We start from the raw sequence: 22,002 nt of genomic DNA on the forward strand, positions 1-22,002 counted from the left end.
TTATTAGCCATCAGTAAGTGATAGTCTCCGCATCTGCTGGCTCGGGTGCGTCTTTTTGTCACGTATCTGAACATCCTGCCGATAAAACAGACATGGCCGCTCGGCATGGAGTCTGTGGCGGATCAGCGGGACCATCTGCAAGCTTCACACATTGGGGTAATTATAATGAGCACAAGCACAGCATTGGGCGGCGCAGCCGCTCAGCCTGCGTTCTTGTCCAAAGAGCGCATTATCGCCAAGCCCGGTTTCAACCGCTGGCTTGTTCCACCCGCCGCACTGGCCATCCATCTTTGTATTGGTATGGCGTACGGCTTTTCGGTTTTCTGGTTGCCGTTGTCGAAAGCGGTCGGTGTTTCGGCACCCGTAGCTTGCACACCGGACATGGGCTTCTTTGCACAGATGTTTGCATCGACCTGTGACTGGCAGATTTCCATGCTGGGCTGGATCTACACCCTGTTCTTCATCTTCCTGGGCTGTTCGGCTGCCATCTGGGGTGGCTGGCTCGAGCACGCAGGTCCACGCAAGGCCGGTGTTGTTTCGGCACTGTGCTGGTGTGGCGGTCTGCTGATTTCGGCGCTGGGTATCTATACCCACCAGATCTGGCTGATGTGGCTGGGCTCGGGTGTCATCGGCGGTATCGGGCTGGGGCTTGGCTACATCTCCCCGGTGTCGACCCTGATCAAGTGGTTCCCGGACAAACGCGGCATGGCGACCGGCATGGCGATCATGGGCTTCGGCGGCGGCGCGATGGTGGGTGCACCTCTGGCGACCTTCCTGATGGGCCACTTCGCTTCTGCGGACAGCGTGGGCGTATGGCAGAGCTTTGTCGTGATGGCGGTGATCTACTTCATCTTCATGATCGGCGGCGCACTGGGCTACCGCGTTCCACCAACCGGCTGGAAACCTGAAGGCTGGACCGCTCCGGCTGCCAAGGCCAAGAACGCGATGATCACCAACCGTCACGTGCACGTCAGCGTGGCCTGGAAGACGCCGCAGTTCCGTCTGGTCTGGCTGGTGCTGTGCCTGAACGTTTCGGCCGGTATCGGCATCCTGGGCATGGCTTCGCCACTGCTGCAGGAAGTGTTCGCCGGCAAGCTGCTGGGCAACGACCTGACCTTCAGCCAGCTCAGCGCTGACCAACTGAAAGCCATCGCCGCCATCGCTGCGGGCTTCACCGGTCTGTTGAGCCTGTTCAACATCGGTGGTCGCTTCTTCTGGGCTTCGTGCTCGGACTACATCGGTCGCAAGGCTACCTACTTCGTGTTCTTCGCACTGGGCTTCGTGCTCTACGCGTCGGTGCCGACGCTGGGCCACATGGGCAGCATCGCGCTGTTCGTTGCCGCGTTCTGCGTCGTGCTGTCGATGTACGGCGGTGGTTTCGCAACCGTACCTGCCTACCTGGCCGACCTGTTCGGTACACAGATGGTCGGTGCAATCCACGGTCGCCTGCTGACCGCCTGGGCCGCAGCCGGTGTACTGGGTCCGGTACTGGTCAACTACCTGCGTGAGTATCAACTCAGCCACGGTGTTGCACGTGCCGACGCCTACGACATCACGTTGTACATCCTTGCCGGTCTGCTGGTGCTGGGCTTCCTCTGCAACCTGATGATCCGTCCGGTGGCCGACAAGTACTTCATGACCGACGCGGAGCTGGCGGCTGAGCAAGCCATCGGCCACGACAAGGGCGCTGATGCGACCACCTCGCTGGAATGGAAAGCTTCAGCGGGCAGCAAGCCGCTGGTGATTGCCGCCTGGCTGGCAGTGGGCATTCCACTGGCGTGGGGCGTCTGGGTGACACTGCAAAAGACCGCCGTACTGTTCCACTAACAGTCTGCGAGTCCTGAAAAAGCGCGTGCACTTCGGTGCATGCGCTTTTTTTTGCCCGGTTTTCGGGTTTGTGTGGCAAGACGAGAGAGGCGGGCGGGGTTAATATCCCGCAGCAGAACCACAGACCTGATCGTTGTCCGGCCTGATTTCATTCTTTAAGGAGTTGTTTGCATGCTAGCCCACGTGGAGTCGTACGCTGGTGATCCGATCCTTTCGTTGATGGAAACCTTCGGCAAGGATCCTCGCGCCGACAAGGTCAACCTCAGCATTGGTCTGTATTACGACACTCAGGGCCGCATTCCGCCTCTGGCCGCTGCCGTCACTGCACAGCAGCAACTGGCCGAGGGCGAGCAGACCGCTTCGCTGTACCTGCCGATGGAAGGTCTCGCGCCTTATCGCCAGGCGGTGCAGGCCCTGCTGTTCGGCGAGAACAATCCGGCTGTGCTGGCGGGTCGTGTCGCCACGATCCAGACCGTGGGCGGCTCCGGCGCGCTGAAAGTGGGTGCCGACTTCCTCAAGTATGCGTTTCCAGATTCGCAGGTCTGGGTCAGTGATCCGACCTGGGAAAACCATAACGCACTGTTTGGCGGCGCGGGTTTCAAGGTCAACACCTATCCCTACTTCGATGCCCAGACCGGCGGCGTGAAATTCGACGCCATGCTGGATGCGCTGCAGCAATTGCCCGCACGCAGCATCGTGTTGCTGCACCCTTGCTGTCACAACCCGACCGGCGCGGATCTGTCCGTTGCGCAGTGGGATCAGGTGGTAGAGGTGGTCAAGGCTCGCGAGCTGATTCCGTTTCTCGACATCGCCTATCAGGGCTTCGGCAAGGGTATGGACGAAGACGCCTATGCCATTCGTGCGATGACGGAGGCTGGCGTCACAGCGTTCATCAGTAACTCGTTCTCGAAGATTTTCTCGCTGTACGGCGAGCGTGTGGGCGGGCTGTCGGTGGTCTGCGAAGACAGCGCTTCGGCCGTCAACGTGCTGGGTCAGCTCAAGGCGACTGTGCGCCGCAACTACTCCAGCCCGCCTGCTCATGGCGCGCAGGTGGTTTCCCGCGTGCTCAACTCGCCGCAATTGCGTGATCAGTGGCTGACCGAGGTCGAAGTGATGCGTCAACGCATCCTCGACATGCGGACTCGTCTGGTGGCGGTGCTGGCGCAGAAGGTTCCGCAGCACGATTTCAGCTTCATCCTCCGCCAGAACGGCATGTTCAGTTACACCGGCCTCACGCCTGCGCAGGTCGACGAGCTGAAGGACACCCACGGCGTCTACCTGATCCGCAGCGGCCGCATGTGTCTGGCGGGATTGAATGAGGGGAATATCGACAAGGTCTGCGACGCGATTGCAGGCCTTTTCAGCTGATTTCTCCAGTGATGGGTAACATGTAATCCGCTGGGAAAAGTGATGTGTGGGAGGCGCCACCCAGTATTCAACATGGCGCTGTCGCGCAGCGAACACCGGACCGTGGGAGGCGGCTTGCCGGCGATGAACGATGACGCGATTTTCCTGACATACCGCGTCGGCTGCATTGCCGACAAGCCGCCTCCCACAAAAAGCTGGCGTTTCTTCAGTGGCTTACAGGGTGCTTGATAAAAGCGGACTTGCAGAGGCGCAAAAGGCCGCTGCGCAGTAAATCCCCTGTCTGTCGTCTGTTTGCTTCATGCGGGGCCGTTCTGGGCCTATAATGATCGCCTTTTTCGCCCAATGATTTTGCGGAGCTGGTGATGGCCGAACGTAAGGCTTACGTCGAGCGCAATACTCTGGAAACCCAGATCAAAGCCTCGATCAACCTGGATGGCACCGGAAAGGCCCGATTTGATATCGGCGTGCCTTTCCTTGAGCACATGCTCGACCAGATCGCCCGGCACGGGCTGATCGACCTGGACATCGAGTGCAAGGGCGACCTGGAAATCGACGATCACCATACGGTGGAAGACGTTGGTATCACGGTGGGTCAGGCATTCAGCCAGGCCATTGGCGACAAGAAAGGCATTCGCCGTTACGGCCATGCCTACGTGCCGCTCGATGAAGCGCTGTCGCGTGTGGTCATCGACTTCTCGGGCCGTCCCGGCCTGCAGATGCATGTGCCGTACACCCGTGCAACCGTCGGTGGCTTCGACGTCGACCTGTTCCAGGAATTCTTCCAGGGCTTCGTCAACCACGCCAATGTGACGCTGCACATCGACAACCTGCGTGGCCACAACACTCATCACCAGATCGAAACGGTTTTCAAGGCCTTCGGCCGTGCCCTGCGCATGGCGGTCGAGCTGGATGAGCGCATGGCCGGGCAGATGCCTTCCACCAAGGGTGTTCTCTGATGCAGACAGTTGCGGTCATCGATTACGGCATGGGCAACCTGCACTCGGTCGCCAAGGCCCTGGAGCACGTTGGCGCAGGCCGTGTGCTGATCACCAGCGACGCCGATGTGATTCGTGAAGCCGACCGTGTGGTATTTCCGGGTGTGGGTGCGATTCGCGACTGCATGGCCGAAATCCGCCGTCTGGGCTTTGACTCGCTGGTGCAGGAAGTCAGCAAGGACCGTCCGTTTCTCGGTATCTGCGTCGGCATGCAAGCGTTGCTCGACAGCAGCGAAGAGAGCGACGGCGTGGACTGCATCGGCATGTTTCCCGGTCAGGTGAAGTTCTTCGGCAAGGACCTGCACGAAGATGGCGAGCACCTGAAAGTGCCGCACATGGGCTGGAATCAGGTCACTCAGTCGGTCGATCACCCGTTGTGGCACGACATCCCCGATCTGGCGCGTTTCTACTTCGTCCACAGCTACTACATCGACGCCGTCAATCAGCGTCAGGTGGTGGGCCGTGGCCGTTACGGCCTCGACTTCGCTGCAGCGCTGGCCGACGGTTCGCGCTTTGCCGTGCAGTTCCACCCGGAGAAGAGCCATACCCATGGCCTGCAGTTGCTGCAGAACTTCGCGGCGTGGGACGGTCGCTGGTAACCGACATGAGCAAAGCCAAGGCCAAGCCACCCATCCTGACCCTCTCGCCCGAGCATGAACAGCAGGCGATCGACGAGCTCAAGCGTCTGTTTGTGGACCGCTTCGAGCTGGAGCTGGGTTCGTTCGAGGTGGCCGAAGTGCTTGAGCTGTTCACGCGCGAGATTGCCCCGCATTACTACAATCGAGCCATTTTCGATGTTCAGCAGCACCTCAAGGAGAGGTTCGAGAGCATCGAAAGTGACCTGTGGGCGCTCGAGAAAAACTAATTTCCGGACAAGTAGGTTCCCCGATGCTGATTATCCCCGCTATCGACCTTAAAGACGGCGCCTGCGTGCGCCTGCGTCAGGGCCGCATGGAAGATTCCACGGTGTTCTCCGATGATCCGGTGGCCATGGCCGCCAAGTGGGTCGAAGGTGGCTGCCGCCGTCTGCATCTGGTCGACCTCAACGGCGCGTTCGAAGGCCAGCCGGTCAACGGTGACGTGGTCACCGCCATCGCACGTCGCTATCCAAACCTGCCGATCCAGATCGGTGGCGGCATCCGTTCGCTGGAAACCATCGAGCATTACGTCAAGGCGGGCGTGAGCTACGTGATCATCGGCACCAAGGCGGTCAAGGAGCCCGAGTTCGTGGCTGAAGCCTGCCGCGCGTTCCCTGGCAAGGTGATCGTCGGCCTGGATGCCAAGGACGGTTTCGTCGCGACTGACGGCTGGGCTGAAGTCAGCTCGGTGCAGGTCATCGACCTGGCCAAGCGCTTTGAAGCCGACGGCGTGTCGGCCATCGTGTACACCGACATCGCCAAAGACGGCATGATGCAGGGCTGCAATATCCCGTTCACCGCCGCACTGGCGGCGGCAACGCGGATTCCGGTCATTGCGTCGGGCGGCATCCATAACCTGGGTGACATCAAGGCGCTGCTCGATGCCAGGGCGCCGGGCATCATCGGTGCAATCACCGGTCGCGCCATCTACGAAGGCACGCTGGACGTCGCCGAGGCCCAGGCCTTGTGTGATCTGGAACAGCGCTGAGTCTGCGCTGGTTCAATTAACCGGAGATTGATCCTGTGGCCCTAGCCAAACGCATCATCCCTTGCCTGGACGTCGACAACGGTCGAGTGGTCAAGGGCGTCAAGTTCGAGAACATCCGTGACGCGGGTGATCCGGTGGAAATCGCGCGTCGCTACGATGAGCAGGGCGCCGACGAAATCACCTTTCTGGACATCACCGCCAGTGTCGATGGCCGTGACACCACGCTGCACACCGTCGAGCGCATGGCCAGTCAGGTGTTCATCCCGCTGACCGTGGGCGGCGGCGTGCGTACCGTGCAGGACATCCGCAACCTGCTCAACGCCGGTGCCGACAAGGTGTCGATCAACACTGCTGCTGTGTTCAATCCGGAGTTCGTCGGCGAAGCCGCTGCCCGTTTCGGTTCGCAGTGCATCGTGGTCGCCATCGACGCCAAGAAAGTATCCGGGCCGGGCGAAACGCCGCGCTGGGAAATCTTCACCCACGGCGGCCGCAAGCCGACCGGGCTGGACGCTGTGGTCTGGGCGAAGAAGATGGAAGAGCTGGGTGCGGGCGAAATCCTGCTGACCAGCATGGACCAGGACGGCATGAAGAACGGCTTCGACCTGGGCGTCACCCGCGCCATCAGTGATGCGCTGGGCATTCCGGTGATCGCCTCGGGCGGTGTCGGCAATCTGGAGCATCTGGCCGCCGGTGTGCTCGAAGGCCACGCCAGTGCCGTACTGGCCGCGAGTATTTTCCACTTCGGTGAATACACGGTGCCGGAAGCCAAGGCTTACATGGCCAGCCGCGGCATCGTCATGCGTTGAGTTGTTGTGCATGAAGCGAGCGCTGTTGTTTCAAGCCTCCGGGTTTGAGAGAGCAGCGCTCTTTTTCGTTTGGCACCCTGCTTTTGCTTCTGACTTATTGCCTGGAAGCGACATCCGATAGCACCGGGCTAGACACTGCCGCAGGTTCACGGCACTCTGCCTCAGTCGTCCAAGATCGAGTGCCGGAACATGCTCAAACGTCTTTTTCTCGCACTGGTCGGAGCAGGGGTTCTGCTCAGCGAGGTCGCCCGGGCTGGCACCTCGCCTGCCTACTCAATGGTTCTGTTGACCGAAAACTACCCGCCTTACAACATGGCGGCGGATGGCAAGAATTTCGCTCAGGACAGCAACATCAATGGCATCGCCGTGGATGTGGTTCGCGAAATGTTCAAGCGTGCCGGTGTCGGTTACAACCTCACCCTGCGCTTTCCCTGGGAGCGTGTGTACAAGCTTGCGCTGGAGAAGCACGGCTATGGCGTGTTCTCTACGGTGCGTACGCCGGAGCGGGAAAACCTCTTCAAGTGGGTAGGGCCAATCGGGCCGGTTGACTGGGTCCTGCTGGCACCGGCGAACAGCACGGTTGCGCTGTCGAGTCTGGAACAGGCCAGGGGTTATCGGATTGGCGCCTACAAGGGCGACGCGGTCGCCGAGCATCTGGCGCTCAAGGGGCTGGATCCGGTGGTGATGCTGCGCGATCAGGACAACGCTCGAAAACTGGTCAGCGGGCAGATCGATCTGTGGGCAACGGCTGATCCTGTAGGGCTTTATCTGGCCAAGCAGGAAGGCATCACCGATCTCAAGACCGTGCTGCGTTTCCACACCGCCGAGTTGTACCTGGCCTTGAACAAGGACACACCGCAGGACGTAGTGGATCGCCTGCAGGCCGCGCTGGATAAGATGCGCGACGAAGGGAAGTTGAAGAAAATCAACGACCGTTACCTGTAAAACCTAGCGATAGGTCCCGTCTTTGCCATGACCGGCCATGGCCTTGTTGCCACGCTGGCTGATCATCTCACGCAATTCGATCCACTCGATGCCCTGCGCTTTCAGTTTGGGCAGTTCGCGCTCAAGCACGTCCAGCGTGACAGGGTAAGGATGACCAATCACCACCGCCGAGCCCTGCTTTTGCGCCAGCTTGATAGCCGTCTGTAATTGCCGGGTAATGGCTTCGGCCGTGCGCTCATCGTCGAGAAACACATCGCGTGACACGCTGGCCAGACCGATGCGTTGCGCCTGAGCGGCGGCGACGGTCTTGGCGCTGGTGCGGCTGTCGACGAAGAACATGTGCCGACGCTGCAACTCTTCCATCAACCACGCCATGGCAACCGGCTCTGCGGTCATGCGGCTGCCCATGTGGTTGTTGATGCCTGCTGCGTACGGCACTTTGAGCAGTGCGGCGTTCAGGCGGCTTTCAAGTTCCGGCAACGGCAGTTCAGGGTGCCACGCATAAGGCCCGGTCGCCGGGTCCATTGGCATGTGCAGCATCACGGTCTTGTGCGCGCGATGCGCCTGTCTGGCGAATTCGGTGGCGTGGGGTGTGTCGGGCATGATCGCCAGTGTGACCGGGCCGGGAAGGGCGAGCGTACGGCTGTCGCGCTCGGGGTTCTGGCCCAGGTCATCGATGATCAGGCTGAGGTAGGCTTTGGCCGGTTTTGCGCTGGTCTCGACTGGCGCCGCATGGGCAGCGCCAGTGATCGAAAATGCCAACAGCAGAAGGCAGAGAATACGCATCCGTCAGTTGCCGCGCGTAATACTCAACCCCTTGAGCAGGCTGAGGGCCTGGCTGAGCTGGAAGTCATCGTCCTGCGGACGCGCCTTGGCTGCCGCGCCGCCCTTGAGGGTCGGTTTGTCCGCGCCGCCGTTGCCGTTACCCAGGTGACCGAGCAGGTCGGCTTCCTTGTAGTTCTCGCCATCGACTTCGTTGGTGACCTTGGCACGACGCACCACGATGTCAGGATTGATGCCCTGCGCCTGAATCGAACGGCCGTTCGGCGTGTAATACAGCGCCGTGGTGATCTTCAATGCGCGATCGTTGTTCAACGGCAGCACGGTTTGCACCGAGCCTTTGCCGAAACTGTCGGTGCCCATCAGGATGCCGCGTTTCTGATCCTGCAGCGCACCGGCGACGATTTCCGACGCCGAGGCGCTGCCGCCGTTGATCAGCACCACCAGAGGCACGCCTTCGCTGGCGTCTGCCGGGTCTGCCGAGAAGCGCAGCTCGGAGTTGGCGATACGGCCCTTGGTGTAGACGATCAGGCCCTTGGTGAGGAAGTGGTCCGCCACCTGCACCGCCGACTGCAACACGCCGCCAGGGTTGTTGCGCAGGTCCAGAATCAGCCCGCTCATCTTCTTGCCGTTGTCCTTGCGCAGCTTGGCCAGCGCCTTGCCCACTTCGTCGCCGGTCTTGACCTGGAACTGGGTGATGCGGATGTAGCCGTAGCCGTTCTCCAGCATCTGCGCCTTGACGCTCTTGACCTGAATGGTCGCGCGCGCCAGCGTCACGTCGAACGGCGTGCCGCCGTCGCGTACCAGCGTCAGGGTGATTTTCTCGCCGATCTTGCCGCGCATCTTGTCGACCGCTTCCTGCATGGTCTGACCCTGCGTCGGCGCGCCGTTGATCTTCACGATCAGGTCGCCGGCTTCGATGCCTGCCTTGGAGGCCGGGGTATCGTCGATAGGCGAGACCACTTTGACGAGGCCGTCTTCCACGCCGACTTCGATACCCAGGCCGCCGAATTCACCGCTGGTGCTTTCCTGCAGCTCCTGGAAGTCTTCCGGGCCGAGGTAGGCGGAGTGCGGGTCAAGGTTGCTGAGCATGCCTTTGATGGCGTTTTCCAGCAGGGTCTTGTCATCCACCGGCTCTACGTAGGCGGCCTTGACCCGATCCATGACCTCGGCAAACGTGCGCAGCTCTTCGAGCGGCAGCGGCGGCTTGGCGTTGGCATTGGCCGGAGCGACTGCTGCTGCCGGAGCTGGCGTGGTCTTTTCGGCAGCTTGCGCCAGCGGCGCGCCGATAACGATGGCAATCGCCATGGCCAGCGAGGTGAGGCGGGACAAATGCAGCATGTCTAACGAGCTCCTACTGATATTGGCGCCGACTTATCCTTGAGTGCGGCACCATTGGGCTGGATCGCTTGGGCGACCCTGCTGACGAATAGCAAAGTACAACGCTGATGTGTCCTGACCGCCGCTGTTGCCTACGGTGGAAATCGCTTCACCGGCTTTTACGATATCGCCTGCCGACTTGAGCAGGCTCTGATTGTGTCCGTACAGACTCAAATAGCCATTACCATGGTCGAGAATGACCAGAAGCCCGGCGCCGCGCAACCAGTCAGCGAAAACCACTCGCCCTCCGTGCACGGCATGTACCTGACTTCCGGCCGAAGCGCTGATCATGACGCCGTCCCATTTGGTCCGCTCGTCATCACCGCGCGCTTCACCAAAGCGTGCAAGCAATCGACCATCGATGGGCCATGGAAGTTTTCCCTTGGCCTCTGCAAAAGGTCCGCCGTACGAAACACCGGCACTGGAAACCAGCGCGCCGGGGCTTTTGACCGGACGACGCGGAGCGGGTTCATCATCGGTTTTGCCGCTGTTGCGGGCGACGGCCTCGGCTTCACGTTGACGTTTCTCTTCTGCTTCCTTTGCCGCCAACAGCGCCTTCTGGCGTGCTTCTTCAGCTTCGCGGGCCTGTCGGGCCAGCGTCTCTTCGATGGTCTTCAGTACCTTGGCCAGATCGGCCTGGTCCTGCTGACGGGCCTGCAACTTCTGGTCGCGGGCCTTGTAGTCCTGGTTAAGTTTAGCCAAAGCCTGCTGACGTTCCTGGCGAACCTTGGCCAATTCTTCTGTCTGGCTGTCGAGGTTGCTCTTCTGAACCAGCAACTGCGCCTGCTGCAGGTCGATATCTTTGCCAACATTGGCCAACTGACGCAGGGTTTCATTGAAATTGCGTAGCTGCTCCAGGCGGGCCTGGCTCAGGTAGTCGTAATAGGTAAGGGTGCGGGCGAATTTTTCAGGGTGTTGCTGGTTGAGCAACAGCTTGAGGTATTCCTGGCGGCCACTCTGGTAGGCGGCGCGGGCCTGAATGGCGATGAGGCGTTGCTGTTCAACCTTGGCGCTATTCAGTTTTTTTTTCTCACCGTCGAGCTTCGTCAGCTCGGCTTCGGTCTTTTTTAGTTCCTTTTGCAGGACCTCGACCTGCTTTTCCAACTTGCCCATTTCCGTTTCGGTGGTGCGCAGGTCCTTCTGGACGCCTGTGCGTTCTTCCTGAACCTGTTTCAGGACTTTTTGCAGCTCAGCGACATCCTGACGCGCAGCGTCTATCTGTTTTTGGGTTTGCGCACGCTCGTCTTCGGCGAACGCCGGATTGAGCAGGCAGATCAGAACAAGGGCGATCAAGGCGCGAAGCATGAGGGTGGGCGATACCGAGGAATTGTGAGAAAAAGTGTCAGGCCTAGTATGCCCGGCATGGGGTACAAAAAAAACGCCCCGGTCGTACTGCTTTGGGGCCTGTAACACAAAAAACCGGCACCGCCTGATGGCCTTGTGCCGGTTTTCAGCCGATTACTCGTTCACAAGGATCGAGTGACCCGTCATCTCCTGCGGTTTCTCCATGCCCAGCAGGTGCAGCATGGTTGGCGCGACATCTGCCAGCACACCGCCCTCGCGGACCTTCAGCTGGCGCTTGCCGACGTACACGAACGGTACGGGCTCGGACGTGTGTGCGGTGTGAGCCTGACCGGTGTGATCATCGGTCATCTGCTCGACGTTGCCGTGGTCCGCGGTGATCAGTGCTTCGCCACCGACCTTTTCCAGCGCTTCAGTGATGCGGCCGACACAGACGTCCAGGCACTCAACGGCCTTGATCGCCGCTTCCATGATGCCGCTGTGGCCGACCATGTCGCCGTTGGCGTAGTTGACGACGATCACGTCATAGCGCTGATGCTCGATAGCGTCGACGATTTTGTCGGTCACTTCCGGCGCGCTCATTTCCGGCTGCAGGTCGTAGGTGGCCACTTTCGGCGACGGAATCAGGATGCGCTCTTCGCCCGGGAACGGTTCTTCGCGTCCACCGGAAAAGAAGAACGTGACGTGCGCGTATTTCTCGGTCTCGGCGATGCGCAGTTGCGTCTTGCCGTTGTTTGCCAGGTATTCGCCCAGCACATTCGTCAGGCTGCCTGCGGCAAACGCGGACGGCGCAGGAATGCTGGCGGCGTACTGAGTCAGCATCACGTAGTTGACCTTCGGCTGGCGGGCGCGCTCGAAGTCCTTGAAATCGTTTTCGACGAACACGCGGGTCAGTTCGCGGGCGCGGTCGGCACGGAAGTTCATGAACACCACGGCGTCGCCGTCTTCGACTTTCGCAGGCTCACCGATGCGCGTGGCTTTGACGAATTCGTCGTTTTCATCACGCGCGTAGGCTGCTTCAAGCCCGGCCACGCCGCTGTCTGCATGAAATTCGGCAGCGCTGTCGACGATCAGGTTGTAAGCGCTGGAGACACGGTCCCAACGGTTGTCACGGTCCATGGCGAAATAGCGGCCGATGATCGTGGCGGTACGGCCCTTGTCCAGGCGGGCGAAGGTTTCATCCATCAGCTCAAGGGATTTCTTCGCGCTGCGCGGTGGCGTGTCGCGGCCATCAAGGAAGGCGTGCAGGTAGATCTTCTCGGCACCGCGCTTGACGGCCAGTTCGGCCATGGCAACCAAATGGTCCTGGTGGCTGTGAACACCGCCGTCGGACAGCAGGCCCATGATGTGCACGGCCTTGCCAGCGGCAACCGCTTTGTCCACGGCGGCGCAAATGGTCGGGTTCTCGAAGAACTCGCCGTCGCGAATGGCCTTGGTCACTCGAGTGAAATCCTGATACACCACGCGCCCGGCACCCAGGTTCATGTGGCCGACTTCAGAATTGCCCATCTGCCCGTCCGGCAGACCGACATCCATGCCGGAGCCTGAAATCAGGCCGTTGGGCATGGTCTTGTAGAGGCGATCCATGACTGGCATCTTCGCAGCCAGAATAGCGTTGCCTTCACGGTGTTCGCTGTGTCCGAAGCCGTCCAGGATGATAAGGACCAGAGGTTTTGGGGTGGCAGTCATAGAACCCACTCGAGGCTGGTTGGAATAAAGAACAAGGGATCGGCATTTTAAGGACAAGTTCAAACGGCGTCACTGCCGTACGGACTTTGGCCGACCTTGGGTGCTGTGTATACTGGCCGACATTTTAACGCCCTGGAACCTACCGATGGTTGCTCATCTGCTTGAATTCGCTACTAACCACTATTTGATCACCGGTGCCTTCGTCATTCTGTTGGGACTGCTGATCGCTTACGAACTGAGCAAAGGCGGCGCGAGCCTGAGCACTCGCGAGCTGACCGCACTGGTCAACAGCGACCAGGGCGTGGTCATCGACGTGCGCTCCAAGAAGGATTTCGCCAACGGCCACATCGTCGGCTCCCTGAACTTTCCGCAGGACAAAGTGCTGACCCGCACCGCAGAACTGCAGAAATACAAGGACAAGACGTTGATCATCGTCGACGCAATGGGGCAGCATGCTGGCAGCACCGCCCGCGAGCTGCTCAAGACCGGCTTCAAGGCGGCCAAGCTGTCCGGCGGTATCTCGACCTGGCGCGGCGACAATCTCCCACTGGTGAAATGAAAATGGCTCAAGTCATCGTCTATTCCAGCGACTACTGCCCGTATTGCATACGTGCCAAGCAGTTGTTGCAGAGCAAGAGTGTGGCCTTCGAGGAAATCAAGGTCGATGGCAAGCCGCAGGTTCGTGCCGAGATGACCAAAAAGGCCGGTCGTACTTCGGTACCCCAGATCTGGATCGGCGTGACCCACGTGGGCGGCTGTGATGATCTGTTCGCTCTGGAACGCGCCGGCAAGCTCGATGCGCTGCTCGGCTGATTCCCCTATTTAACCGCCCCATTTGAGAAGGATCCGAAATGACCGATCAACCGAACAACGGCGCCGTGGCCAACGAAGAAGAAAACGCTCCGCAATTCTCCCTGCAGCGTATCTATGTTCGCGACCTGTCTTTCGAAGCACCGAAAAGCCCGGCGATCTTCCGCCAGGAATGGACCCCGACTGTCAGCCTCGACCTCAACACCCGTCAAAAGCCGCTGGAAGGCGACTTCTACGAAGTGGTGCTGACCCTGTCCGTGACCGTCAACAACGGTGACGAAGTCGCCTTCATCGTTGAAGTGCAACAGGCCGGTATCTTCCTGATCAAGGGCCTGGACGACGCTTCGATGAGCCACACCCTGGGCGCGTTCTGCCCGAACATCCTGTTCCCTTACGCTCGCGAAGCCATCGACAACCTGGTTGTCCGCGGTTCGTTCCCTGCGCTGATGCTGGCCCCGGTGAACTTCGACGCGCTGTACGCACAGGAACTGCAGCGCATGCAGGAAGCTGGCGAAACGCCGACTGTTCAGTAAGCGTTACAGCTGAATGAAAAAAAGCGCCTTTCGGGGCGCTTTTTTTTGATGCCCGCAGCGTGAGATGACGCAAAGCATCGGCACAATCAGATCTGGATCGTCCCCACGCCCCAGCGTGGTAACGCCTCTCAGGACGCTCCGCGTCCGCCTGAGGCGCTACGCAAACCCATGCTGCCGCCACGCCTCATAAACGGCCACGGCGACGGTATTGGACAGGTTCAGGCTGCGGCAGCCTTCGCGCATCGGCAGGCGCAGGCGGTGGTCGCCGCTCAGCGAGTCGAGAATATCGGCAGGCAGGCCCCGGCTTTCCGGGCCGAACAGAAACGCATCGCCCGGCTCGAAACTGACATCATGAAACGGCCGCGAGCCCTTGGTGGTGAAGGCGAACAGCCGTGGGTTGCCGATCTTTTCCAGACAACCGGGCAGGTCGGCGTGCGTCTGCAGCGTGGCATACTCGTGATAGTCGAGACCCGCCCGGCGCAGGCGTTTATCGTCCAGCTCGAAACCCAACGGTTCGATCAAATGCAGGGTGCAGCCACTGTTGGCGCACAGCCTGATGACATTGCCGGTATTCGGCGGAATTTCTGGTTGAAAAAGGATGACGTGAAACATGCACGGCTCCGAACAAAAGGACGGGATGCATTCTACCCCTGAAGAGGACCCCAGACCGAAGCTATGGCCGCGTGTTCTTGGTTCGATGGCCATTGTCGGCTTCACCATCGGCACAATCATCGGCCGCCTGCAGCAACCTGTGCCGGTGGAGCTGGAGCAGATTGAAGAGCTGCCGACGGGCCTGGCGCTGTGGTTCGACGAAGAGCCCCGCTATGAAGGCAGCACGGTGGATGGCGCCGTAGTGCTCAGGCTCGATGCTTCGGGACGGCCGTGGAGCGGCCAATTGCGATTCGACAGCAAGGTTGCGCGCTGGAAGCTGGAACGAGGGGAGAAGGGGTTGGTGCTGACGCTCCTGGCGGCCCGTCCACTTCAGGGCGACTGGCGCACTGAGAAGGTGGACGGGCGCTGGAGACTGGAGGTCAGTCTCCGGGAGGAATAAAAGAGGGGATTCCCCGGCCTGCCTGTACCAAGGTCCCCAAAACTGGTGATGTAATACCTATTGCAGGCAGCGTGCCAGTTTTGAGAAAGCAGCGATAAACCCCGTGTTAATCCTTTAAAAGCCCTGGTTTGGCGGGTTTTGAATAATCCGATAATGGTCGCTGAGTCTTTCAGTTGCTTCGGCCATGCAGCCGTCGCCCCTATTTATGCACCCAATTTGCGCATCACAACGGTGCGCCACACCAAGCTGATGCAATTTGTGTCCAGAACCGGCCGAATCAGTGATGCTGCCCGTGCCAAGGCATTAGTCGGCGTTGCGGGATTCGCAGCTCAGCACCCTGGCATCGCTAAATGAATAACGTTTGCGCATCAGCCTTGAAACGGTTTTGTCTCTTTATTGGGAAAATCGAACGGGCGAACCGCACATTCACGTCTATTCTGCATCTGCCAACTGGCTCACATAACTGACGCGGGACAGTAAAGCGGGCGATTTGTTCACGCATGCGCCCCTGTCGGAAGTGGTTCACGAGGTAAAACCGACCTTTTTATGGCCTGAAAAACCATTCTTCAAAAAATATTTGAGGCAGGGGAGCGTGCGTCTGCGCAGTGATGACAACTGTAACATTTGATCCCTATTCTCTCCGAAGCTCCCGATCTACAAGGGTTTTAGCCGAGATGGCTAAAGGCTTTCTTTAGGTCGGGCGTGACCGGCGGGTCTTGAACTGGCCATTTGGTTGCACGAAACAGAACGATCTGACGAGCGGTAGCAAAATATATTTTGTGAATTAGCGAATTAGGTCGATACACTCCGTGACGTCGTGATTGACACGAGTTGTGACATATGCCGAAAAGTTATTGATTGGGGTTAATTGATTCCTTTCTGTTCTTCAGGGTTTTCACTACCGTCCAGCCACCGACATGCGCGGTCTAGTCATGCAGTCGGGGTGCACAGAAACCATTGACCTCAAGGTCGGGCCTGTCACCTGCGCGAATCCATGGGTCAGGGCAAAAATGCCCGGCACCGTGGAAATAAAAAATTAGATTCACGAGGAGCGTTGCAATGAAGAAGTCCACCCTGGCCCTGGCCGTAACCGTTGGTGTATTGGCGCAACAGGCCGGTGCAGCTGGTTTCATCGAAGACAGTAAAGCGTCCATCAGTTCTCGTACTCTGTATTTCAACAACGATCTACGTGAAGGCCGTCGTGCTCCAGATCAGCGTGAGACCGCTACCGGCCTGAAGTTCGACTACCTGTCGGGCTACACACAAGGCACCGTTGGTTTCGGTCTTGATGCACAGGCAGTTATGGGTCTGCATCTGGGTGGTGGCATTCAGCATCACAACGCCACCACAGCTAACACCGTTGTTCCGACCGACACTGACGGCTCTTCTGTCAGCGACTGGAGCCGTGCCGGCGCCAACGCCAAGGTCCGCTTCTCCAAGACCGAGCTGAAAGTGGGTAACGCTCTCGCGCCTAACCTGCCGATTCTGGTCAGCAACGATGGCCGTCTGTTGCCGCAAGCCTTCCAGGGCGGCATCGTGACCTCCAAGGATCTGGACAATGTGACCTTCACTGCCGGTCAGTTGAGCAAATCCATTGGCCGTGCTTCGAGCAACTGGACTGACTTGTCCGTAGCCGGTGCTGCCAAGACCAGCGACGAGTTCCGCTTTGCCGGTGCCGACTGGAAAGTCACCAAAGACCTGACCCTGCAGTACTACTACGCCAATCTGGAAGACTTCTACAAGCAGCACTTCCTGGGCCTGGTTCACGTCTACCAGATCAATGACAACCAGTCCTTCAAGACTGACCTGCGCTATTTCAACAGCAGCGCTGATGGCAAGAACAGCAGCAACACCTCTGGCTACAGCTTCAGCAACAACGGTGGCTACGCCAAGACTCCGGGCGAAGTTGATAACCAGACCTGGTCTGCAATGTTCACCTACACCCTGGGCGGCCACGCACTCATGGTTGGTCACCAGCAGGTAGGCGACGACGGCGGCATGGTTTACCTCGGCCAGGGCAACGTTCGTAAAAACAACGGTGTTGGCAGCCTGGAAGGCAACGGCGGCTCCAGCTTCTACCTGTTCACTGACTCGATGATCAACGGCTTCAACCGCGCGGGTGAAAACACCACGTTCGGCCAGTACTCGTTCGACTTCGCCAAGGTTGGTGTTCCAGGCCTGAAAGCTGCGATTGCCTACCTGAGCGGTGATGACATCCGTGACGTGAACCGTGCTCGTGACTCTCACTCCGAGTGGGAACGCGACATGCGTGTTGACTACGTCATCCAGAGCGGCCCACTCAAGGGCTTCGGCACTACTCTGCGTCACGGTACTTTCCGCGGCGACAGCGCAACAACTGCTGACACCGATCAGACCCGTCTGATCTTCAACTACACCTACAGCTTCATGTAAGTGTACTGAGTGTCAAAGGAACCCCGCCCCGTGCGGGGTTTCTTTTGCCTGTTTTTTGATATTCGTTATCGATCTAATCAAAGCGATATCCATTCTTTTTAATTTACTTCAACGACAGGCAGAGTGGTCTTGACTGAAAGACTCAATCGAACAAGACAGGAGCCACACCATGACACTGCGACTTGGCGATATCGCCCCCGACTTCGAGCAGGACTCCAGCGAAGGCCGTATACGCTTTCATGAGTGGCTGGGCGACAGCTGGGGTGTGTTGTTTTCCCATCCCGCAGACTTCACGCCGGTCTGCACTACTGAGCTGGGCTTCACTGCCAAATTGAAGGACGAGTTTGCCAAGCGCAGCGTCAAGGCCATCGCGCTGTCGGTGGATCCGGTGGACTCGCACGTCAAATGGATCGACGACATCAACACCACGCAGAACACCCAGGTCAATTTTCCGATCCTGGCTGACGCGGACCGCAAGGTGTCCGATCTGTACGACCTGATTCATCCCAATGCCAGCGACACCCTGACCGTACGCTCGCTGTTCGTGATCGATCCGAACAAGAAGGTGCGCCTGACCATTACGTATCCCGCCAGCACCGGGCGTAATTTCCACGAGATTCTGCGGGTCATCGACTCCCTGCAATTGACCGACAACTACAAGGTCGCCACGCCCGCCAACTGGAAGGACGGTGATGAGGTGGTCATAGTGCCGTCGATCAAGGACGAGGAAGAGATCAAGCAGCGCTTTCCAAAGGGCTATACAGCCGTCACGCCTTACCTGCGCCTGACGCCTCAGCCGAACCGCTGATTTCCGATTCACCAAGCGTGGGGTATTCGGGCCGATTTATCGGCCCTTTTTTATGGGCGGTTTTTGAGGACAGTCATGTTCGTTGCCCCTGTGTTCACTTGGAAATGTGACGCGGAGCGTCACGGGCTGCATACCCACGCGGAGCATGGGCACGATCAAGTGGGTGGCGCCAGATCGTTCCCATGCTCCGCGCTCATCGTTATACACAAGTCCGCAAGACGCGCAAAACGGGGGGCAAAACGAAAGTAACTGACTGAATGCATACCCCGTGGGAGGCGGCAAGACTCGGGTATAACGCTGAGCACAAGCATGGGCATGGGCATGGGCATGATCGGCGTGCTTGAGATCACGCTGATCGTTCCTACGCTCCGCGCTCATCGTTATACATAAGTCCTCTGGGAGGAATACGATAATGATCGTTCCTACGCTCCGCGTGGGAATGCCTCCCAGGACGCTCCGCGTCCGCTCTTGAATGTGGCGCAGATGCGCGGCCAAGCTCCAGCGTTATCCACGTCATGCGCTTGGCTCACTGAATCCGCAATCTGTGCCATTTGCGACGCAGAGCGTCACGGGATGCATGCCCACGCGGAGCGATGGGCACGATCAGTGTCGAGGCGGATTTGTGTATAACGATGAGCGCTCTGCGTGGGAATGCCTCCCAGGACGCTCCGCGTCCGCTCTCGAATGTGGCGCAGATGTGTGCCCAAGCTCCAGCGTTATCCACGTCATGCGCTTGGCTCACTGATTCCGCAATCTGTGCCATTTGTGACGCGGAGCGTCACGGGCGGCATGCCCACGCGGAGCGATGGGCACGATCAGTGTTGAAGCGAACTTGTATATAACGATGAGTGCTCCGCGTGGTAACGCCGCTCAGGACGCTCCGCGTCCGGGCTTGAAGCGACACGGCACCTCCAGATTCACGATGGGTTCAGAGCGAGGCTTTGTATATCTCCATATGGAATAACCAAATGAATAAATGAGATTTATAGATATAAAAAATCACTGTTACTGTCTCCTTCATTCCGGCGATACCCGCCACCCAATATCCGGTAAAGGAGCGCGCCATGCGCACTGTCATTTTGCGTCGAGGTCTGGCCGCTCTGCTGGCTGCAGCAGTCACGTTCGGTGCCCTGAGCCAGGCTCAGGCCGAGGACCTGCGTATCGGCTATCAGAAATACGGCACGCTGGTACTGCTCAAGGCCAAGGGCTCGCTGGAAAAGCGGCTGGCCGAGCAGGGCGTCAAAGTGCAGTGGACTGAATTCCCCGGCGGCCCGCAATTGCTGGAAGGCCTGAACGTCGGCTCCATCGACTTCGGTGTCACCGGCGAGACGCCGCCAGTGTTCGCGCAGGCGGCCGGTGCCGATCTGCTCTACGTGGCCTACGAGCCGCCAGCGCCGACCAGCGAGGCGATTCTGGTGCCCAAGGATTCTCCAATTACCTCGGTCAAGGATCTCAAGGGCAAGAAAGTCGTCCTCAACAAAGGCTCCAACGTGCATTACCTGCTGGTCCGCGCGCTGGAAGACGCAGGCCTCAAATACTCCGACATCCAGACCGTGTTCCTGCCGCCCGCCGATGCCCGTGCCGCCTTCGAACGCGGCAGCGTCGACGCCTGGGTCATCTGGGACCCGTACCAGGCCGCTGCCGAGAAACAATTGCAGGCACGCACCCTGAGAGACGGTTCCGGCATCGTTGACAACCACCAGTTCTATCTCGCGACCAAGCCCTATGCACAGAAAAACCCGAAGGTGATCCAGGCGCTGATTGAAGAGGTTCGCGCAGTGGGTGAGTGGTCCAAGGCCAATCCCGAGGAAGTGACCAAACAGGTTGCGCCGCTGCTGGGGCTGCCAGCCGATATCACGCTGACCTCGGTCAAGCGTCAGGGCTACGGCGCGCTGTTCATCACCCCGCCTGTGGTCGCTGCTCAACAGAAGATTGCCGACACCTTCTTCCAGCTCAAATTGATTCCCAAGCCGCTCAGCATTGCTGACGTGGTCTGGACGCCGCCGGCTGCTGTTGCTCAAGCACAGTGATCCACAGGCCCTTCGAGGAGACCACTCCATGAGCCTCAGTGCTTCGCAACGCCTCATTCACCGGCTGGCGCCCTGGGCGTTACCTGTTCTGCTGTTGGCAGTCTGGCAACTGTCGGTCAGCGCCGGCTGGTTATCCACACGTATTCTGCCTGCACCCAGCGCTGTTATCGAAGCCGGTGTGACGCTGGTTTCCAGCGGTGAAATCTGGACACACCTGGCCATCAGCGGCTGGCGCGCAGGTCTGGGCTTTGTGATTGGCGGCGGTATTGGCCTGGCGCTGGGCTTCATCACCGGCCTGAGCAAGTGGGGCGAACGCCTGCTGGACAGCTCGGTGCAGATGATCCGTAACGTGCCGCACCTTGCGCTGATCCCGCTGGTGATTCTGTGGTTCGGCATCGATGAAACCGCCAAGATCTTTCTGGTGGCGCTGGGCACGCTGTTCCCGATCTACCTGAACACCTATCACGGCATTCGTAACATCGACCCGGCCCTGGTGGAAATGTCGCGCAGCTATGGCCTGTCCGGCTTCAGCCTGTTTCGCCATGTGATCCTGCCAGGCGCCATGCCTTCGATTCTGGTCGGCGTGCGCTTCGCGCTGGGCTTCATGTGGCTGACGCTGATCGTGGCTGAAACCATCTCGGCCAGCTCCGGCATTGGCTATCTGGCAATGAACGCCCGTGAATTTCTGCAAACCGACATCGTGGTGCTGGCAATCGTGCTGTACGCCGTGCTCGGCAAGCTCGCCGACCTGGCGGCGCGAGGTCTGGAACGGGTCTGCCTGCGCTGGCACCCGGCCTATCAAGTCAGTAAAGGCGATGCCGCATGAGCAATCTGAAACAACAACCGGCACACCTGCTGCGCGGCATTCCACTGGCGATTCAGAACATCAAGAAGGCGTTCGGCTCGCGTGAAGTGCTCAAGGACATCGACCTGCACATTCCGGCGGGACAGTTCGTGGCCGTGGTCGGTCGCAGCGGTTGCGGCAAAAGTACCTTGCTGCGCCTGCTGGCCGGACTCGACAGCCCGACTCAAGGCGCGCTGCTTGCAGGCTCCGCACCGCTTGGCGACGCTCGCGAAGACACGCGCCTGATGTTTCAGGAAGCACGTTTGCTGCCGTGGAAAAAGATTATCGATAACGTAGGCCTTGGCCTGACGGGCGACTGGCGCGGACAGGCGCTCGAAGCGCTGGAAGCGGTAGGTCTGGCCGAGCGCGCCAATGAATGGCCCGCCGCATTGTCCGGTGGACAGAAGCAGCGCGTCGCACTGGCGCGGGCCCTGATTCACAAGCCGCGTCTGCTGTTGCTCGACGAACCGCTGGGTGCGCTGGATGCGTTGACGCGCATCGAAATGCAGCAACTGATCGAAAAACTGTGGCACCAGCATGGCTTCACTGTGCTGCTGGTGACGCACGATGTCAGCGAAGCCGTTGCCATTGCCGACCGCGTGATCCTGATCGAAGAAGGCCGTATCGGCCTCGACCTGCTAGTCGACCTGCCACGCCCCAGAGCACGTGGCTCGCATCGTCTCGCGGCGCTTGAAACCCAAGTCCTCAATCAGGTGCTGGCCATTCCCGGCTCGCCGCCTGAGCCTGAACCCTCTTCACCCTTGCCCACGCAACTGCGTTGGGCCACTTAACTCCG

General features: G+C 59.4%; 22 protein-coding genes. 17 read left to right on the plus strand and 5 right to left on the minus strand.

Annotation, left to right across the window (positions count from 1 at the left end):
• The first annotated feature begins 165 nt into the window (after window positions 1–165).
• From AC0IXS_RS16045 to AC0IXS_RS16080, 8 genes are all read left to right on the plus strand, one after another.
• Window positions 166–1,827: an OFA family MFS transporter gene (locus tag AC0IXS_RS16045; protein WP_191954847.1), complete on the plus strand. Its 1,662-nt coding sequence runs from the start codon at window positions 166–168 to the stop codon at window positions 1,825–1,827.
• 171 nt (window positions 1,828–1,998) lie between these two features.
• Window positions 1,999–3,195 (plus strand): amino acid aminotransferase, encoded by a 1,197-nt coding sequence (locus AC0IXS_RS16050; protein WP_057409561.1) that lies wholly within the window; start codon window positions 1,999–2,001, stop codon window positions 3,193–3,195.
• 362 nt (window positions 3,196–3,557) lie between these two features.
• Window positions 3,558–4,151, plus strand: a complete 594-nt coding sequence (gene hisB / locus AC0IXS_RS16055) for an imidazoleglycerol-phosphate dehydratase HisB (protein WP_004883084.1) — start codon at window positions 3,558–3,560, stop codon at window positions 4,149–4,151.
• The gene (gene hisH, locus AC0IXS_RS16060) at window positions 4,151–4,789 is read left to right on the plus strand and encodes an imidazole glycerol phosphate synthase subunit HisH (RefSeq protein ID WP_043306305.1); all 639 of its coding nucleotides are present in this window, start codon (window positions 4,151–4,153) and stop codon (window positions 4,787–4,789) included. Before hisB ends, hisH begins: the two co-directional genes overlap by 1 nt.
• A 5-nt stretch (window positions 4,790–4,794) precedes the next feature.
• Entirely contained in the window at window positions 4,795–5,055 is a 261-nt protein-coding gene (locus AC0IXS_RS16065; protein ID WP_191957009.1) for a DUF2164 domain-containing protein, read from the plus strand.
• Between the two features lie 23 nt (window positions 5,056–5,078).
• Entirely contained in the window at window positions 5,079–5,816 is a 738-nt protein-coding gene (gene hisA, locus AC0IXS_RS16070; protein WP_057409562.1) for a 1-(5-phosphoribosyl)-5-[(5-phosphoribosylamino)methylideneamino]imidazole-4-carboxamide isomerase, read from the plus strand.
• A gap of 35 nt (window positions 5,817–5,851) precedes the next feature.
• Window positions 5,852–6,622 carry an imidazole glycerol phosphate synthase subunit HisF gene (gene hisF / locus AC0IXS_RS16075; protein ID WP_025993341.1) on the plus strand — a complete coding sequence of 257 codons (771 nt, stop codon included), beginning with the start codon at window positions 5,852–5,854 and terminating at the stop codon, window positions 6,620–6,622.
• 189 nt (window positions 6,623–6,811) lie between these two features.
• On the plus strand, window positions 6,812–7,567 hold the full coding sequence (locus tag AC0IXS_RS16080; RefSeq protein WP_057409563.1) for a substrate-binding periplasmic protein: 756 nt from the start codon (window positions 6,812–6,814) through the stop codon (window positions 7,565–7,567).
• A 3-nt stretch (window positions 7,568–7,570) separates the two neighbouring features.
• Here the strand turns inward: AC0IXS_RS16080 and AC0IXS_RS16085 are convergent, their stop codons facing one another.
• The 4 genes from AC0IXS_RS16085 to gpmI all read right to left on the minus strand — a co-directional run bounded on the left by AC0IXS_RS16085 (window position 7,571) and on the right by gpmI (window position 12,718).
• Window positions 7,571–8,353, minus strand: a complete 783-nt coding sequence (locus tag AC0IXS_RS16085) for a divergent polysaccharide deacetylase family protein (protein ID WP_057409564.1) — start codon at window positions 8,351–8,353, stop codon at window positions 7,571–7,573.
• A gap of 3 nt (window positions 8,354–8,356) precedes the next feature.
• Entirely contained in the window at window positions 8,357–9,688 is a 1,332-nt protein-coding gene (locus tag AC0IXS_RS16090; RefSeq protein ID WP_122669178.1) for a S41 family peptidase, read from the minus strand.
• Window positions 9,689–9,721: 33 nt separating this feature from the next.
• Complete coding sequence (locus tag AC0IXS_RS16095) at window positions 9,722–11,032, minus strand: murein hydrolase activator EnvC family protein (RefSeq protein WP_004883095.1); 1,311 nt, start codon at window positions 11,030–11,032, stop codon at window positions 9,722–9,724.
• 153 nt (window positions 11,033–11,185) lie between these two features.
• Window positions 11,186–12,718, minus strand: a complete 1,533-nt coding sequence (gpmI, locus tag AC0IXS_RS16100) for a 2,3-bisphosphoglycerate-independent phosphoglycerate mutase (protein WP_191954844.1) — start codon at window positions 12,716–12,718, stop codon at window positions 11,186–11,188.
• Window positions 12,719–12,863: 145 nt separating this feature from the next.
• Between gpmI and AC0IXS_RS16105 the strand changes: the two genes are divergently transcribed.
• The 3 genes from AC0IXS_RS16105 to secB are packed head-to-tail and all read left to right on the plus strand — an operon-like array spanning window position 12,864 to window position 14,061.
• Window positions 12,864–13,277: a rhodanese-like domain-containing protein gene (locus tag AC0IXS_RS16105; RefSeq protein WP_004883098.1), complete on the plus strand. Its 414-nt coding sequence runs from the start codon at window positions 12,864–12,866 to the stop codon at window positions 13,275–13,277.
• A 2-nt stretch (window positions 13,278–13,279) separates the two neighbouring features.
• Window positions 13,280–13,531, plus strand: coding sequence for a glutaredoxin 3 (grxC, locus tag AC0IXS_RS16110; RefSeq protein WP_449124397.1), 252 nt, complete (start codon window positions 13,280–13,282; stop codon window positions 13,529–13,531).
• Between the two features lie 38 nt (window positions 13,532–13,569).
• A complete protein-coding gene (gene secB / locus AC0IXS_RS16115) occupies window positions 13,570–14,061 on the plus strand; it encodes a protein-export chaperone SecB (RefSeq protein ID WP_004883102.1) in 492 nt (163 codons plus the stop codon).
• A 156-nt stretch (window positions 14,062–14,217) separates the two neighbouring features.
• Here secB and AC0IXS_RS16120 read toward each other — a convergent pair whose 3' ends face one another.
• On the minus strand, window positions 14,218–14,673 hold the full coding sequence (locus AC0IXS_RS16120) for a tRNA (cytidine(34)-2'-O)-methyltransferase (RefSeq protein ID WP_025993333.1): 456 nt from the start codon (window positions 14,671–14,673) through the stop codon (window positions 14,218–14,220).
• Between AC0IXS_RS16120 and AC0IXS_RS16125 the strand changes: the two genes are divergently transcribed.
• From AC0IXS_RS16125 to ssuB, 6 genes are all read left to right on the plus strand, one after another.
• Window positions 14,672–15,112: a hypothetical protein gene (locus AC0IXS_RS16125; RefSeq protein ID WP_057409566.1), complete on the plus strand. Its 441-nt coding sequence runs from the start codon at window positions 14,672–14,674 to the stop codon at window positions 15,110–15,112. The genes AC0IXS_RS16120 and AC0IXS_RS16125 overlap by 2 nt on opposite strands.
• Before the next feature lie 1,059 nt (window positions 15,113–16,171).
• Window positions 16,172–17,524 (plus strand): OprD family porin, encoded by a 1,353-nt coding sequence (locus AC0IXS_RS16130; protein ID WP_191954843.1) that lies wholly within the window; start codon window positions 16,172–16,174, stop codon window positions 17,522–17,524.
• Window positions 17,525–17,693: 169 nt separating this feature from the next.
• Entirely contained in the window at window positions 17,694–18,332 is a 639-nt protein-coding gene (locus AC0IXS_RS16135; protein ID WP_449121641.1) for a peroxiredoxin, read from the plus strand.
• A gap of 1,064 nt (window positions 18,333–19,396) precedes the next feature.
• Complete coding sequence (locus AC0IXS_RS16140) at window positions 19,397–20,362, plus strand: sulfonate ABC transporter substrate-binding protein (RefSeq protein WP_025996024.1); 966 nt, start codon at window positions 19,397–19,399, stop codon at window positions 20,360–20,362.
• A 28-nt stretch (window positions 20,363–20,390) separates the two neighbouring features.
• Entirely contained in the window at window positions 20,391–21,188 is a 798-nt protein-coding gene (gene ssuC / locus AC0IXS_RS16145; protein WP_122668685.1) for an aliphatic sulfonate ABC transporter permease SsuC, read from the plus strand.
• Window positions 21,185–21,997, plus strand: coding sequence for an aliphatic sulfonates ABC transporter ATP-binding protein (gene ssuB / locus AC0IXS_RS16150; protein WP_025996026.1), 813 nt, complete (start codon window positions 21,185–21,187; stop codon window positions 21,995–21,997). The genes ssuC and ssuB overlap by 4 nt, the downstream gene beginning before the upstream one ends.
• Window positions 21,998–22,002: the final 5 nt, after the last annotated feature.

Source organism: Pseudomonas sp. AC016 (assembly GCF_979253365.1).

What these genes read in the sequence shown, in the direction of transcription:
- AC0IXS_RS16045 (WP_191954847.1), top strand. Translation starts at nt 166, where the DNA reads ATGAGCACAAGCACAGCATTGGGCGGCGCAGCCGCTCAGCCTGCGTTC.
- AC0IXS_RS16050 (WP_057409561.1), top strand. Translation starts at nt 1,999, where the DNA reads ATGCTAGCCCACGTGGAGTCGTACGCTGGTGATCCGATCCTTTCGTTG.
- hisB (WP_004883084.1), top strand. Translation starts at nt 3,558, where the DNA reads ATGGCCGAACGTAAGGCTTACGTCGAGCGCAATACTCTGGAAACCCAG.
- hisH (WP_043306305.1), top strand. Translation starts at nt 4,151, where the DNA reads ATGCAGACAGTTGCGGTCATCGATTACGGCATGGGCAACCTGCACTCG.
- AC0IXS_RS16065 (WP_191957009.1), top strand. Translation starts at nt 4,795, where the DNA reads ATGAGCAAAGCCAAGGCCAAGCCACCCATCCTGACCCTCTCGCCCGAG.
- hisA (WP_057409562.1), top strand. Translation starts at nt 5,079, where the DNA reads ATGCTGATTATCCCCGCTATCGACCTTAAAGACGGCGCCTGCGTGCGC.
- AC0IXS_RS16080 (WP_057409563.1), top strand. Translation starts at nt 6,812, where the DNA reads ATGCTCAAACGTCTTTTTCTCGCACTGGTCGGAGCAGGGGTTCTGCTC.
- AC0IXS_RS16085 (WP_057409564.1), bottom strand. Translation starts at nt 8,353, where the DNA reads ATGCGTATTCTCTGCCTTCTGCTGTTGGCATTTTCGATCACTGGCGCT.
- AC0IXS_RS16090 (WP_122669178.1), bottom strand. Translation starts at nt 9,688, where the DNA reads ATGCTGCATTTGTCCCGCCTCACCTCGCTGGCCATGGCGATTGCCATC.
- AC0IXS_RS16095 (WP_004883095.1), bottom strand. Translation starts at nt 11,032, where the DNA reads ATGCTTCGCGCCTTGATCGCCCTTGTTCTGATCTGCCTGCTCAATCCG.
- gpmI (WP_191954844.1), bottom strand. Translation starts at nt 12,718, where the DNA reads ATGACTGCCACCCCAAAACCTCTGGTCCTTATCATCCTGGACGGCTTC.
- AC0IXS_RS16105 (WP_004883098.1), top strand. Translation starts at nt 12,864, where the DNA reads ATGGTTGCTCATCTGCTTGAATTCGCTACTAACCACTATTTGATCACC.
- grxC (WP_449124397.1), top strand. Translation starts at nt 13,280, where the DNA reads ATGGCTCAAGTCATCGTCTATTCCAGCGACTACTGCCCGTATTGCATA.
- secB (WP_004883102.1), top strand. Translation starts at nt 13,570, where the DNA reads ATGACCGATCAACCGAACAACGGCGCCGTGGCCAACGAAGAAGAAAAC.
- AC0IXS_RS16125 (WP_057409566.1), top strand. Translation starts at nt 14,672, where the DNA reads ATGCACGGCTCCGAACAAAAGGACGGGATGCATTCTACCCCTGAAGAG.
- AC0IXS_RS16120 (WP_025993333.1), bottom strand. Translation starts at nt 14,673, where the DNA reads ATGTTTCACGTCATCCTTTTTCAACCAGAAATTCCGCCGAATACCGGC.
- AC0IXS_RS16130 (WP_191954843.1), top strand. Translation starts at nt 16,172, where the DNA reads ATGAAGAAGTCCACCCTGGCCCTGGCCGTAACCGTTGGTGTATTGGCG.
- AC0IXS_RS16135 (WP_449121641.1), top strand. Translation starts at nt 17,694, where the DNA reads ATGACACTGCGACTTGGCGATATCGCCCCCGACTTCGAGCAGGACTCC.
- AC0IXS_RS16140 (WP_025996024.1), top strand. Translation starts at nt 19,397, where the DNA reads ATGCGCACTGTCATTTTGCGTCGAGGTCTGGCCGCTCTGCTGGCTGCA.
- ssuC (WP_122668685.1), top strand. Translation starts at nt 20,391, where the DNA reads ATGAGCCTCAGTGCTTCGCAACGCCTCATTCACCGGCTGGCGCCCTGG.
- ssuB (WP_025996026.1), top strand. Translation starts at nt 21,185, where the DNA reads ATGAGCAATCTGAAACAACAACCGGCACACCTGCTGCGCGGCATTCCA.